At 73.2% G+C, this 13,700-nt stretch carries 10 protein-coding genes; 7 read left to right on the forward strand and 3 right to left on the reverse strand.

The features are described from left to right. Window positions 1-190 precede the first annotated feature (190 nt). The 5 genes from ACH4TG_RS40665 to moeZ all read left to right on the forward strand — a co-directional run bounded on the left by ACH4TG_RS40665 (window position 191) and on the right by moeZ (window position 7,009). A complete protein-coding gene (locus ACH4TG_RS40665; RefSeq protein WP_398248317.1) occupies window positions 191-1,870 on the forward strand; it encodes a DUF3492 domain-containing protein in 1,680 nt (559 codons plus the stop codon). Then, window positions 1,867-3,774 (forward strand): hypothetical protein, encoded by a 1,908-nt coding sequence (locus tag ACH4TG_RS40670; RefSeq protein WP_398248319.1) that lies wholly within the window; start codon window positions 1,867-1,869, stop codon window positions 3,772-3,774. The genes ACH4TG_RS40665 and ACH4TG_RS40670 overlap by 4 nt, the downstream gene beginning before the upstream one ends. 116 nt (window positions 3,775-3,890) lie before the next feature. After that, window positions 3,891-4,802 (forward strand): NAD-dependent epimerase/dehydratase family protein, encoded by a 912-nt coding sequence (locus ACH4TG_RS40675; protein ID WP_398248321.1) that lies wholly within the window; start codon window positions 3,891-3,893, stop codon window positions 4,800-4,802. Beyond that, window positions 4,790-5,638, forward strand: a complete 849-nt coding sequence (locus ACH4TG_RS40680) for a spherulation-specific family 4 protein (protein WP_398248323.1) — start codon at window positions 4,790-4,792, stop codon at window positions 5,636-5,638. The genes ACH4TG_RS40675 and ACH4TG_RS40680 overlap by 13 nt, the downstream gene beginning before the upstream one ends. Before the next feature lie 192 nt (window positions 5,639-5,830). Continuing rightward, on the forward strand, window positions 5,831-7,009 hold the full coding sequence (gene moeZ / locus ACH4TG_RS40685) for an adenylyltransferase/sulfurtransferase MoeZ (protein WP_398248325.1): 1,179 nt from the start codon (window positions 5,831-5,833) through the stop codon (window positions 7,007-7,009). A 77-nt stretch (window positions 7,010-7,086) separates the two neighbouring features. Here the strand turns inward: moeZ and ACH4TG_RS40690 are convergent, their stop codons facing one another. Continuing rightward, the gene (locus ACH4TG_RS40690) at window positions 7,087-8,136 is read right to left on the reverse strand and encodes a hypothetical protein (protein ID WP_398248327.1); all 1,050 of its coding nucleotides are present in this window, start codon (window positions 8,134-8,136) and stop codon (window positions 7,087-7,089) included. After that, window positions 8,133-8,807, reverse strand: coding sequence for a hypothetical protein (locus ACH4TG_RS40695; RefSeq protein WP_398248328.1), 675 nt, complete (start codon window positions 8,805-8,807; stop codon window positions 8,133-8,135). Before ACH4TG_RS40695 ends, ACH4TG_RS40690 begins: the two co-directional genes overlap by 4 nt. A gap of 296 nt (window positions 8,808-9,103) precedes the next feature. Here ACH4TG_RS40695 and ACH4TG_RS40700 point away from each other — a divergent pair, with 296 nt between their 5' ends. Both ACH4TG_RS40700 and ACH4TG_RS40705 read left to right on the forward strand, forming a co-directional pair. Continuing rightward, complete coding sequence (locus tag ACH4TG_RS40700) at window positions 9,104-9,634, forward strand: hypothetical protein (protein ID WP_398248330.1); 531 nt, start codon at window positions 9,104-9,106, stop codon at window positions 9,632-9,634. A gap of 176 nt (window positions 9,635-9,810) precedes the next feature. Then, window positions 9,811-10,737, forward strand: a complete 927-nt coding sequence (locus tag ACH4TG_RS40705) for an FG-GAP repeat domain-containing protein (protein ID WP_398248332.1) — start codon at window positions 9,811-9,813, stop codon at window positions 10,735-10,737. Between the two features lie 109 nt (window positions 10,738-10,846). Here ACH4TG_RS40705 and ACH4TG_RS40710 read toward each other — a convergent pair whose 3' ends face one another. Beyond that, window positions 10,847-13,444 carry a glycosyl hydrolase gene (locus tag ACH4TG_RS40710; RefSeq protein WP_398248333.1) on the reverse strand — a complete coding sequence of 866 codons (2,598 nt, stop codon included), beginning with the start codon at window positions 13,442-13,444 and terminating at the stop codon, window positions 10,847-10,849. Window positions 13,445-13,700: the final 256 nt, after the last annotated feature.

Raw genomic sequence — 13,700 nt, forward strand, 5'->3', positions numbered from 1 at the left:
GTGCACACCTCAATCGCCCACCCATGTGGGATTGTTTTTCTTGGCGCCCCCCCCCCCCCCCCCGGGGCGGCCCCCCCCCCCCCCCCCCCCCCCCCCCCCCCACTGCCGTACCGGATTACCGTCGTCGCGCCAGGGCAACGCTGGCAGATGACCCCAACACCGGGCACTCGGCGCGAAAGGTGGCGTACCCGTGCGGATCGCATTACTCACCGAGGGTGGGTACCCGTATGCGCGTGGTGAGGGGGGCGCCTGGTGCGACCGGCTCGTGCGCGGCCTGCCGCACCACGACTTCGACGTCTACGCGCTCAGCCGCTCGCCCCGCACCGAGGCGGGCGGGCAGGTGGCGGCGCCCGAGCAGGTGCGGCGGGTGCTCACCGAACGGCTCTGGGGCGCGCCGCCCTTGGAGGACGCGGACACCGTCGACCGCAGCCGGCCCGCACGACGCGCGCGCAGCGCCGCCTTCCGCTGGCACTTCGGCGAGCTGGCCGCCGCGCTCGCCGGCGGCCGCGACGCCGCCCAGCCGAAGGAGCGCGCCGAGCGGTTCGCCGCCGGGCTCTACGGCCTGGCGGAGGCGGCGGAGGAACACGGCGGGCTGCCCCGGCTGCTCACCGGCCACGACGCGCTCGTCACGCTGGAGGCCGCCTGCCGGGCGCCGGGGGTGCGGCCGCTGCTCGGCGACATCACCGTCTCCGAACTCCTCACTGCCACCGCCCTGCTGGAGCGGCAGCTGCGGCCGCTGACGCTGCCCTGGTACGGATCGGCCGAACTCGGCTCCGCCGACGTGTGCCACGCCGTGTCGGGCGGCCCCGCGATGCTGCCGGGCCTGCTGGCCAAACGGTTCTGCGGTACGCCGCTGGTGGTCACCGAGTACACCGTGCGGCTGCGGGAGGCGCTGCTGGCCCACCGCGCGGCCGGGTTCACGCCCGCGGTCCGCGCGCTGCTCGGCACGTACCACCGGCTGCTGGCCGGCGAGGGGTACCGCACCGCGGCCCTCGTCACCCCCGGCTCCACGCACGTCCGGCGCTGGCAGGAGCGGTGCGGAGCGCCGCGCGAGCGCATGCGGACGGTGTACCCGGGCATCGATGCGACCCGGTTCGCCCGGGCCGGCGAGGCGGCCGAGGCGGAGGCGGCCGCCCCGGCCGCGCACGCCGACCCGACCGTCGCCTGGGTCGGCCGGGCCGAACCCGCCAAGGACCTGATCGCGCTGCTGCACGCCTTCCACGCGATACGCGAGGAGGAGCCGCAGGCCCGCCTGCGGGTCTTCCACCTCCGGGGCACGGCCGACGGGGCCGACGCCTACCTCGAGCACTGCAGGACGCTCGCCGCCCAGTTGTTCCCGGACGAGGCGGCGCACGCCCACGCGGTCGGCGAGAGCCCGGTCAGCTTCGAGGAGATCGGCTCGCCGGGCGCGCCCGAACTCGCCGACGCCTACGCGGCGGGCGACGTGGTCGTGCTGTCCAGCAGCGCCGAGGGCTTCCCGCTCAGCCTCGTCGAGGCGATGTTCTGCGGGCGGCCCACGGTCTCCACGGACGTCGGCGCGGTGCGCGAGGTGATCGGCGGAACGGGCCTGGTGGTGGCGCCGCGCAACCCCAAGGCGCTCGCCGAGGCGACGCTGGCGCTGCTGCGCGGGCCCGAGCGCGCGGCCCGGCTCGGCGCGGCGGCCCGCGAGCGGGCGCTCGCCCTCTTCACGGTCAGCAGGTGCGTGGACGCGTTCCGCGAGAGCTATCTGGACGTGGTCGCGCACCATCCCGTGCCGCGCGAGCCGCTGTGGTCCTCGGCGGGCGCCCCCCGGCCCTTCACCGCGCCCGCCGAGTCCTGGTCACCCACCCGCCTCGCCCCCTCCCTTCTGTCCGGAGACCACTCCCGATGACGCCTCGCCCGACCACCCCCGCAGACATCGCCCCCGTCCACCTCACCCCGCCGCCGGGCGGCACCCGCACGGGCTCCGGGGCCGGCGAGGATGCCGCGGCCGAGTTCGACACGCTGTGGGAGCGGGCCGGTGACGCGGCCGCCGCGGAGACCGAGGACGACCGGACCCCGGACGGCGGCGGCGCGGGTGGCGCCGCCGTGGACGACGGGCCCGCGGACGAGCCCGCGACCACCTCCGCGCTGGCGGACGGGTTCGCCGAACTGTGGGCGCTGGCCGGCGAGGTGCGGACCGACCTGGCGTCGGCCGAGGGGCCCGGCGGTGCGAGGGAGGCGGCGGAGTCCGAAGTCGCGGAGGACACCGGGCCCGGCGCACGAACAACGGCCCCGGACGCCGGCGCCGCCACCCCCGCTGAATCGATTTGTCAGCCCCAGACGCCCCACCTGCCCCACGACCCCGAGCCGGAGGCGCCCTCGGCAGCCGAGGTCGACACCGACCCGGAACCGCCCCACGAGGCGTCACCCCGCGCCGGTTCGGGAGCGGCCCCGTCGCTGATCAAGCAGCAGCATGCGGACGGGAGTTCGACGGTTGCCGCAGAGCCGGATGGGGCGGCCGAAGTCGCCTCCTCCGGTGGGGAGGAGCCGCGGGACGACGGTGAATCTGCCACCGGGGCCCCGGCGAAGGTGGCCAAGAAGCCGCAGGCCATGGTGAGTTCGTCGGTCACCACCGTCACCGTTCCCTCGTCGCGGCGGCCGGCAGCGGATGTCGCGTCCTCCGCCGTGGAGGAGCCGCGAGACGACGGCGCATCTGTCCCCGGGACCCCGGCGGATGTCGCCAAAGAGGCTCCCGCCCAGGCCAGTTCGGCGGGCTCCACCGTCGCCGTTCCTTCGCCTGTGAAGCCGACCGCCACGCCTACGTCCACGCCGGCCCCGGGCCGGGCTGCCGAAGTCAGCTCCCCCAGCGAGGACTTGAACAAGAAGGCGCGGGCGGAGGGTGGTTCGAGGGCCCCGGAGGTCAAGGGAGTGCGGCGGCGGGGTCCCGCGGATCCGGTACGGCAGGTGATGCACCGGCACCAGGCCCTGATCGCGGGGGCCGTGGACGTCTGGGAGATCGCCGCGGGTCTGGAGGCCCACGGTGTGACCGACGTGGACGCCCGGCGGTTGCGGCACCGCGACGTGTTCGGCCTCGCCGAGGAGCTGTACGCGCGGGTGCCGCGCGCCGGCCAGGCCGCAGAGCCGGCGCCGCGCGAGCGGGAGGGCGCCTGGCTCAGCCCGGCCGCCGCGGCCCGCTACCTGCTGCCGGGCGCGGTCTGCGCGGTGGCGGGCCGCTTCCTGCCCGCCGAGGCCGTCACCGCCCTCACCGTCCTCGCCGCGTACGCGGTGCTGCGCCGCGGCCCGCTGCACGCCCCCGGCCGGACGGCGGCCCTGTGGGCCTGCGGGCTGCTGGCCCTCACCTCCCCGACGGCGCCGGGCCTGGCCGCGAGCCTGGTGCCTGCGGCCTACTGCGCGCACTGGTTCGCCGCGCGGGCCCGCGCCCAACTCGTCCCCAGCCACGGCCTGGACGACTTCGCCGACGCGGTCCGCCCGCGGCTGGCCGCCGCACTCGCCGGCTACGCCGCCGTGCTGGTCGCGCTGCTCGCCGCGGCCGGTCCGGTGGCCGCACCCGCCGCCCTCGGGCTGCTGCTGTTCACCACGCGGCTGCTGGCCCTGCACGGGCGGGCGGCCGCCGCGGCGGCCGTGCTCGGCGCGGCCTGCCTCGCCGAGGTCCCCTACCGGCTGGCGACCGCCCTCGGGCTCGGCGGCCCGCACGGCACCGTGCACGCCCTGGTCTGCGGTGCCGCCGCCGCTGCCGCCGTGGTGCAGGCGTTCCGCGTCCTGCCGCGCGCCGCCGCCCACCGACCGACCTGACCTCCGTTCACGCGTACGCGACGTACGCCCACACCAGGAGAACGACCCTTGACCACGCACTGGACACCGACCGCACGGCGCGCCCCCGGCGCGCACCGCACGCCGGGAGGCAGCCGATGAGAGCGCTGCTGCTGGGAGCCGACGGCTTCCTCGGACGCCATGTCGCGGAGCGCCTGCTCGCCGACCCCGCCGTCCAGCTCACCGCGCTGGGCAGGAGCGACGACGCCGACGTCCGGTTCGACCTGTCCTCGGGCGCCCCCGGCGTCCTGGCCCGCTTCCTGGACGCCGTGCACCCGGGCGTCGTCATCAACTGCGCCGGTTCCACCCGCGGCAACGCCCGCGACCTGACCCGGCAGAACATCGTCGCGGTCGCGACCGTCTGCGAGGCGCTGCGCCGCAGCGCGATCGGCGCGCGCCTGGTGCAGGTCGGCTGCGGTTCGGAGTACGGCCCGTCGCCGGTCGGGGCGTCCACCGGCGAGGACGCCGCCCCGCGGCCCGGCGGCCCGTACGGCGTGAGCAAGCTGGCCGCGACCGAGCTGGTGCTCGGCTCGGGCCTGGACGCGGTGGTGCTGCGGGTGTTCTCGCCGGTCGGGCCCGGCACCCCGACCGGCGCGCCGCTGGGACGGGTGGCCGAGGCGCTGCGCCGGACGATGCAGAACGGCGACGGCGAGCTGAAGCTCGGCGGGCTCGCCGTGCAGCGCGACTTCGTCGACGTGCGCGACGTGGCCCGCGCGGTGCACGCCGCGTCGCTGTCGGCCGCGCAGGGCGTGGTGAACATCGGCAGCGGGCGGGCCGTGCGGATGCGGGACATGGCCGCGGCCCTGGCGCACGTCGCGGGCTACGACGGCGTGCTGCACGAGATGGACGACGCGCACACGCAGCCGGTGCAGCCGCCGTACCCCGACGGCTGCGGGCTGTGGCAGCAGGCGGACGTGCGCACCGCCCGCGACCGGCTCGGCTGGCGGCCGAGGATCGGCCTGGAGGAGTCGCTCGCCGACGTGTGGATGGAGGCGGCATGCCGCGTCTGATCCCGTCCCGCGCCCACCGTGCGGGCCGCGCGGCCGGCACCCCGCTGCTGGACGCGGGCACCGGCTTCGGCGTGCCGGCGTTCGCCCATCCGCTCGTCGCGCCCGCCGAGTGGGCCGAGCTGGCCCGGCCCGGCACCCCGCTGCACTGGGTGGCGTTCGACGTGGCGCGCGGGCCCGGCACCCGCAGCGACCCGCTGTACACCCAGGCGCTGGCCCGCGTCCGTGAGAACGGCGTCCCGGTCCTCGGACTGCTGGACTGCTCCCACGGCAACCGGCCCTTCGGGCAGCTGGTCTCGGACGCCTCGCACTACCTCGACTGGTACCAGGTCGACGGCTTCTACCTGGACCGCGCACCCACGATGCGCTCCGAGACGGCCGAGTGCCGCAGGGTCGTGAGCACGCTGCGCGCACTGCTCGACCAGGAGCGGGAGCGCCGGCACGGCCACGACGACCCGGAGACGGGCCACGAACCCACGTCCGCCGGCAGCGGTGCGGTGCGGCGCGACGCCCGGAGCCGCCCGCAGATCGTGCTGGCACCCGGCGCCTACCCCTACCCCGGCTACCTGGAGATCGCCGACCAGCTGGTGGTCTTCAACGGCCCCTGGACGCGTTACCGCTGGTCGGAGGCGCCGGAGTGGTCGGCCGACTACCCGGCGTCCCGGTTCGCGCACCTGGTGCACGGCCTGTCCGCGGCCCATCTCGACGAGGCCCTGCGGATCGCCCGCTGGCAGGGCGCCGGCACGGTGTGCATGACCGACCGCACCGACCTCGGCGGCGCCGACCCCTGGGCCGGTCTGCCCGGATACTGGCACGAAGCGGCACGAAGGGTGCGGTGACCGCGGGCGGCCGGGTGTGGCCCCGGTCACGCGCCCACCATGTGGCCGGAAGACGTCTCGGTCCTCGGACCGGGTGTCTTGGAATGAAGACCGGCGTGGCAGTGTTGCAGGAACAGCGTGTACGTACCGGCCTCCGGGCCGGCTCGTGCGTGTCCTGTCTGATGACCGACCAACCCTATTGCTGAGGTCCCTGTGTCGCTGCCACCCCTGGTCGAGCCGGCCGACGAGCTCACCGTTGACGAGGTCCGCAGGTACTCGCGTCACCTGATCATCCCCGATGTGGGCATGGACGGGCAGAAGCGGCTGAAGAACGCCAAGGTGCTGTGTGTCGGCGCCGGCGGCCTCGGCTCGCCGGCCCTGATGTACCTGGCCGCGGCGGGCGTGGGCACGCTCGGCATCGTGGAGTTCGACGAGGTCGACGAGTCCAACCTGCAGCGCCAGATCATCCACAGCCAGGCCGACATCGGCCGCTCCAAGGCCGCGTCCGCCCGCGACTCCGTCCTGGGCATCAACCCGTACGTGAACGTGATCCTTCACGAGGAGCGGCTCGAGGCCGACAACGTGATGGACATCTTCAGCCAGTACGACCTGATCGTCGACGGCACCGACAACTTCGCCACCCGCTACCTGGTGAACGACGCCTGCGTGCTGCTCAACAAGCCGTACGTGTGGGGCTCGATCTACCGGTTCGACGGCCAGGCGTCCGTCTTCTGGTCCGAGCACGGGCCGTGCTACCGCTGCCTGTACCCGGAGCCCCCGCCGCCGGGCATGGTCCCGTCGTGCGCCGAGGGCGGCGTCCTCGGCGTGCTGTGCGCGTCCATCGGCTCGATCCAGGTCACCGAGGCGATCAAGGTGCTGGCCGGCATCGGCGACCCGCTGGTCGGCCGGCTGATGATCTACGACGCCCTGGAGATGCAGTACCGCCAGGTCAAGGTCCGCAAGGACCCGGACTGCGCGGTGTGCGGCGACAACCCGACGGTCACCGAGCTCATCGACTACGAGGCGTTCTGCGGCGTGGTCTCCGAGGAGGCCCAGCAGGCCGCCGCCGGCTCCACGATCACTCCCAAGCAGCTCAAGGAGTGGATCGACGACGGCGAGAACATCGAGATCATCGACGTCCGCGAGCCCAACGAGTACGAGATCGTGTCCATCCCGGGCGCGAAGCTCATCCCGAAGAACGAGTTCCTGATGGGCACCGCGCTGTCCTCGCTGCCGCAGGACAAGCGGATCGTGCTGCACTGCAAGACCGGCGTGCGCAGCGCCGAGGTGCTGGCCGTCCTGAAGTCGGCCGGCTTCTCCGACGCCGTCCACGTCGGCGGCGGCGTCATCGGCTGGGTCAACACGATCGAGCCCGAGAAGCCGATCTACTGATCCCGCCGGGCCTGCCCGGACGCACACGCCGCAGGGGCGGCACCCTCCGAGGGTGCCGCCCCTGCGTGCGTGGTGCGTCAGCGGTTGACGGTCTGGATCTCGCGGACGGTGATCGGGGTCGGGTCGCTGACGGTGGCCGGGTCGAAGTCGCCGCCGGCGTTGTCCGACCCCTGCCAGGTGACGTTCCAGACGGCGGTGACGTTGAGCTGGAACGGGCCGCGGTTCTGGGTGGAGTGCTGGTAGGTGACTCCGCACGGCGGGGTCGCGTTCGGGTTGCCGTTGTAGTCGGCGCCGACCGTGCCGTTCGCGCCCACCGAGCAGGTGCCGCCCGCCGGGAAGACCTGGGCGTCCGGGGTGCCCGGGTCGATCTGGACGGAGTCGGTCTTCGCGGTGGTCTCGGCCCAGAGGGTGGCGCCGCCGCCGAGGTCGACGTACGCCCGCACGGTCACCGGCGAGAGGTTGTCCTGCAGCTTCACCCACGTCGGCAGGTTGACCGTCTGGGTTCCGCGCGGGTTGGTCGTGATCGACACGCCCGGCACCTTGGTGTTGGCGGCGGCGAGCTTGGCGAGCATCGCGGTGGTGATGACGTTGGGCGTGTTCTTCGGCTGCTGGCCGTTGGGCACCCACATCGGGAGCGTCGAGTTGCAGTCGAATCTGTGGATGCTGTCCGAGGCGGGGTTCTCGAACGGACCCCAGAACTGGCCCTTGCCGGCCTGGTCGAGGTTGAAGTTCTTGTAGGCCTCGCCGCCGCCGGACCAGGTGTAGCCCTCCTCGTAGTGGCGGCGGTACTCGTCCATCGCCTCCATCGCGTAGTTGGCCTGGCCCGGGTACGAGTCGGTCTCCTTGACCATGTTCTCGACCATCTTCTTGAACTCGGCCGGCCCGCCGATCGGCCCGATCCAGCACGGCGGGGGAGTCCAGCTCGTGGCGGACGAGGTCAGCGACTTCGTACCGGCCTGGCTGCTGTAGGTGTACTTCACGCTTTGGACGGAGGCGCTGATCTCCCCGTTGCCGCTGCCTCCGGACGTCTTCGACACGTCCCCGTTGGCGAACGCCGTGCCCGCGGCCGCCACCACGGCGACCCCGGCGAGCACCAGGCCCCGCCCGATCAGAGATATCGGTCTCACTGCTCGCATTCCAGTGCCTTCCCCTTGACCGTGATCGAATTGGCCTGCCACAGCTCCTTGCCGGAGGGGAGCTTCACCATCACGATGTCGAACAGCGAGTAACTCGCGTCGTCCGCGGGGGTGATGTGCACCTTCCCGGTGGCGGTCTCCTTGCTGTACAGCTTGGCCTGGTTGTTGCACAGCGTGATCTCGACGGCCCCACCGCCTGTCCCCCCGGTGACCTTCGGCCGGTAGTACCGGTCGGTGCCGGTGAGGGTGAGCTTGCGCTGCACGTTCTGCTGGACGTAGTTCCGCGCGTACGCCAGCGCGTCGCCCGCGCCGTAGGCGGACAGCAGCGGGTCGTGCGCGTTCTGCTTGACCACCGCGTGGCTGATGGCCTGGATGAAGTCGGCGGCGCCGGTGAGCGCGGCGGCCTGGGCGTGGTCGGCGGGCGTGCCGAAGTCGAAGACGACCTTCAGGTCCGCCGGGAGGGCGAGCAGCGCGTCGACCTTCGGGGGCGGTCCTGTGGGGGCCGCCGTCGGGGACGCGGACGCGGTGGTCGCCGTGGTGGCCGGGCCGCCCTTGTCGATGGTGTCGGAGCCGCCGGAGCCCGAGCCGCACGCGCTCAGTACCAGGGCGGCGACCGCCGCCAGGGCGGTGGCGAGAGCCGGAGTGGCTCGCGTGGCTCGCATCGTCGTCGGCTCCCCGATCGGTGGTCGGCGGGGACACCGCTCGGGCATGGCCTGATCATCCCGCTGGTCCCCGTATCCAGGCTCAAAGCCACCGTACCGAAGGCGGAATGCGCCATCGAGCCCCGGGCGGTGCGGATTCGGTCACGACCCTGTCACGCGGACGGCCGACGTCCGCTTCGCCCGGGTGCACCCGGGTGGGAGACAACCGACGGGCAGTGGGCGGGCTCTCACGGGGTGTCACCTTCGTTTGCCGGTCATCACCTGATATTCCGCAGGAAAACGGAAGGCAGGATTCCATGACCGCTCCCCTCGGCCGGCCCCTCGCCCGCCCGCTCGGCGCTTCCCGCACCGCCCGCCGCCTCGGGCTCGCCGCCACGGCACTCGCCCTCGCGGTCGCCGCCCCCGCGGCGGCGGCCCAGGCGCAGGTGCGGCACGCCGCTCCCGCCGCGGCCGCCCCGGGCCCGCAACCCCGGTTCGGCGACCCGCAGTCCGCGATGGGCCGGGTCGGCGACTTCTACGGCGCCTACATCGACGCGGTCTGGGACCGCGCAGGCGGCCGGCTCGCCGCCGACCTGCGGGAGGAGTACCTCACGCCCGCCCTGCGCAAGCGGCTGGCCGCCTGGGAGTCGGCCCAGCACGCCGACGGGGTGCTGCGCGCCCAGGACGTGCCGCAGGGCTGGCGGGTCGGCTACGACGGCAGCGGCGCGGGCCACGCCTCCAGCACGGTGCGCCTCCAGTGGGGCAGCCCGGCGCACCCGACCTACACCTACCTCGCGGTCCAGTCCGACCTGGCGACCAAGAAGATCTCTGACATCCGCCCCAAGTGACGCCGCGCCCAGGGCGGATCCGTACACCTGCACGGGGTTTCCCCACAGGGTCGGAACTGTGACGGGACGATGACACTTCTGTGCGGCGTTCGTGGTGGGCCGCGCGGTACCGTCATGGCCTCCCGCGCGTGATCCGGCGCGGGAGAGCATGCATCTTTCACTGAGGGGGACCACAGGTGACATCGCATCACCCTCGTCGCGCGACGCGCGGCCTGCGCTCGCGCGCCGTGGCCGTCGCCGCCGGCGCGCTCGCCCTGACGCTGGGCGCCACCGTCGCGGCCAGCGCGGACAGCTCCACGGGGACGATCGGCAGCGAGTCGGCGAAGCGCGCCGCTGCCGGCAAGGCCGCGTTCAGCGCCAGCCCGAACGCCAGCGACCCCAACCAGGGCTGGTCGTTCGGCATCAACGGCCGGGACTCCGCCGGCAACCTCTGGTTCTACGAGCCCAAGGTCGGCGGCGGCTTCGCCGCCCGGACCAAGAACGGCACGGGCTTCGGCAGCGCCAACGCCTTCTTCCAGAACAACTCGGCCGACTCCACGGTGGTGAACACCTACGCCCGGTTCGGCGGCACGCTGCGCATCTACGGCTCCAGCGACGGCCTGATCGGCACCGGCTGGCAGGTCTACAACACGTTCGTGACGCCCGGCAACGTGGGCGGCGCGGTCAACCCGGACCTGCTGGCCCGGGACACCAGCGGCAACCTGTGGGAGTACCTGTCCTACAGCAACGGCACCTTCGCCCACCGCACCAAGATCGGTGGCGGCTGGCAGATCTACACCCAGATCGCCGGCCGCGGCGACCTGACCGGTGACGGCAAGGCGGACATCGTCGCGCGCGACAAGTCCGGCGTGCTCTGGCTGTACAAGGGGACCGGCAACTACAAGGCGCCGTTCTCCGCCCGCACCAGGATCGGTTCCGGCTGGAACACGTACAACAAGATCCTCGGCCTGGGCGACACCAACGGCGACGGGCGCAACGACCTGATCGCCCGCGACACCAAGGGCAACCTGTACCTGTACCCGGGTACCGGCAAGGCCAGCGCCCCGTACGGCGCGCGCCAGAAGATCGGCTACAGCTGGAACTCGTACAACTACCTGTTCTGATCGGACGGGTCGGACGGGTGGCTGCGGCCGCACGGCCGTGACACGGACCGGGGCCCGGTGGCCGCGCAGCGAGCGCGGCCACCGGGCCCCGGTGTGTGGTGCGCCCGTGTCAGTGCAGGCGGATGGCGAACAGCCCGCGGCCGTGCGTGGCCGCGTAGATCCGGCCGTCCGGGCCCGGCTTGAGCTGCAGCACGGCCACCGCCGGCAGCGAGCCGACGCGCTCCCAACCGCTGTGGTGCGGGGCGCGGTAGACCACGCCGAGGTCGGTGGCCAGCAGCAGGCCGCCGTTCGGCAGGGTCATGACCGCGTTGGAGGGCACGTCCGGCAGGTTCGCCGAGATGTCCTTCCAGGTGGTGCCGCCGTCGGCGGACTCGAAGACATGGCCGATGCCCGCGCCCGGGCCCTCGGTCCACTGCCGCGAGAAGCCGTTGACGGCCAGGTACACGTGCGAGGAGTTCGCCGGGTCGACGGCCAGCCCCGCCAGGTAGCGGTTCGGCACCGTGCCGTCGGCACCGGTCGCCGGCAGGCTCACCTGGTGCCAGCCGGTGCCGTCGGCGTTGCCGACCGCGAGGCCGCGGGTGAAGCCCTGGTTGTTGCAGGGGCCGCACCAGGCCGCGTAGACCTTGCCGCCCTGCGCCGCCACCGCGGTCGCGGTGTGGCCCGCGCCCAGGTCGAACGCGTTCTTCCACTCGCTGGAGCTGCGGATCGCGTAGCCGTGGGTCTGCACCCACACGTGACGGCCGCCGGCGATCCAGGTGTTGCCGTCCTTGGTGTCGGCGGTCAGCGGCGCGGTGAAACGGGCCTCCGCGGTCGCGTTGTCCGGCGGGGCCACCGAGTAGCTCGTGATCTTCGACGGGTCGTCGACCCAAGCGCCGTTGTTCACCGCGCAGTTCTGGGTGACGTTGACGGCCAGGTAGACGTACTCCTGGGCGATGTTGCAGCCGTTGGCGGGGTCGGTGAGCGTGTCGCCGCCGTCACCGCCGAAGTTGGAGCCCATCACCTTGTCGCCGGGCCGCAGGATCGACTGGCCGTTGTCCTGCAGGCCGCCGTTGACGGCGACGCCGTGCGCGGCCGGGTCCTGGCCGATGCCGACCGAGTAGTACTGCAGGGTGTCGATGGTGCCGTCGTTGGTGGACACCCAGTCGGTCGCGTGGCCGTCCGCGTCGGTGCGGCCGTTCAGCGGGCGCTTGTAGACGCCGCCGTCGTCGCCGACGTAGACGTACGGCTTGCCGTGGTAGCTGCCGACCGCGACCGCGTGCTGGTCGGCGTGCGTGGTCGGGTTGCAGTCACCGGTCTGCTTGGACGGGTCGATGCTCCAGCAGGGGAAGTTGAAGTTCCAGTACGGGCCGACCGCCGACCACGAGGAGCCGGCGTCCTTGGTCTCGAAGACCTCCTCGAGACCCGCGTACACGTGGTCCGCGTTCGTCGGGTCGACCTGCAGGAACTCGTTGTACCAGGCCTGCACGCCGGGCATGTAGCCCGGATCGGTCAGCGCGGAGCCGGAGGCGACCAGCGTCTCGGTGTCCGCGATCCGCTGCCAGCTGCCGAACGGGTCGCCGGAGCGCGAGACGTAGACGCCGTCGAGGTTGCTGTCCGGGTCGGTGTTCAGCGCGGTCGGCGACTGGACGATCGCGTAGTAGCGCGAGCCGTCCTTGGCCCGCGCGAAGGTGACGTTGCCGACGGTCCCGGCGTCGGTGGGCAGAGCGCCCAGCGAGCTGACGCGGGTCCAGGAGCCGCCCACCTTCTGGTAGAAGCCGTTGTAGTCGTCACCGCTGCGCCAGCCGACGGCCAGCATCACCTTCGACGGGTCCTTGGGGTCGACGGCCACGTCGTTGGCGATGTTCTTGTACGGCGCGTTGGGGTCGGTGGCCAGCGAACCACCCGGCAGATAGGCCGGGTTGGGGGCGAACTCCAGCTTCCACGGACCGTGCAGGTCCTTCGTGGAGTGGCTCCACACGCCCCGCGTGGTCGACGCCCACACCTTGTCGCCGGCGAAGCGCAGGGTGTGGATCGAGGTGCCGTCCAGCTCGCCGCCGCCGACGCGGTCGGCCTGGGAGAACGTGCCGGAGTGCGGGCGGTCCAGGACGTACACGCCGCTGCCCAGGTACGCGTCGGCGTTGGTGGTCGACTCGCCGGTGCCCAGCCACAGCCGGCCGCCGCCGTCGAGCGCCAGCGCACCGGTGGCCTGCGCGGGCAGCGCGTCGCTGATCGGCTTCCAGTGGCCGCCGCCGGACGACGAGCGCCAGACGCCGCCGCCGGCCGAACCCTCGTACACGTAGCCGTCGTCGTCCGCGGCCAGCGCCGAGGCGCGGCCGGTGACCAGCCCGGCGCCGCCGCTGGAGTTGGAGTCGTAGTCGCGGTAGCGCGGGTCGTCGGAGTTGTACGGCAGGCCCGTGACGTGCTGCCAGTTCCCCCCGGTGTTCGGCAGGGCCGTCATCTGGTTCCAGGCCGCGGTGTACGCGCCCGGCAGCAGGGTGCCGGGCGAGGTGCGGGCCTCGGCGAACTGGTCCGCGCCCTCGGCGATCTCGTCGGACTCCTCGCCCCCGTCGTCGCCTCCGCCGTCGGAGGCGGTGGCCATGGCGGTGAAGGCCCGTGGATGGGTGGCCGGGTGGCCGGGTGCGGCGGTGGCCGGGATGGCGAAGAGAGCGGCCAGCGCGGTGGCGGCTGAGATCGTCAGCCACCGTCTTCTGCGGGTTGGTGCGTTCACAGATCCTCCCCGAACGTGCATGGATTGAGCCGTTCGCACGGCACCCGATCACGTCAGGAGGATCAAGGGAGGGGAGGCGCAGGAGATTTGGCCGAAATTTTGGCAAGGACCTGCCACGGTCACCCGAACGCGGCCGCCGGGCCGCCGCGCGGGCCCCGCCGGACAGGCCCTAGAAGAGTCATGAAGATCTTGGAGTTCTGGTCCCGCCGCGTGAGTGGCGGGGCCAGAGTGGTTTCGTGGTGATGGGGGAATGGGC

It is taken from the genome of Streptomyces sp. NPDC020917, assembly GCF_044333795.1.
In the GTDB taxonomy this organism is placed as follows: domain Bacteria; phylum Actinomycetota; class Actinomycetes; order Streptomycetales; family Streptomycetaceae; genus Actinacidiphila.

Coding starts and splice junctions, on each gene's coding strand:
- ACH4TG_RS40670 (WP_398248319.1), top strand. CDS start 1,867: ATGACGCCTCGCCCGACCACCCCCGCAGACATCGCCCCCGTCCACCTC.
- ACH4TG_RS40675 (WP_398248321.1), top strand. CDS start 3,891: ATGAGAGCGCTGCTGCTGGGAGCCGACGGCTTCCTCGGACGCCATGTC.
- ACH4TG_RS40680 (WP_398248323.1), top strand. CDS start 4,790: ATGCCGCGTCTGATCCCGTCCCGCGCCCACCGTGCGGGCCGCGCGGCC.
- ACH4TG_RS40695 (WP_398248328.1), bottom strand. CDS start 8,807: ATGCGAGCCACGCGAGCCACTCCGGCTCTCGCCACCGCCCTGGCGGCG.
- ACH4TG_RS40700 (WP_398248330.1), top strand. CDS start 9,104: ATGACCGCTCCCCTCGGCCGGCCCCTCGCCCGCCCGCTCGGCGCTTCC.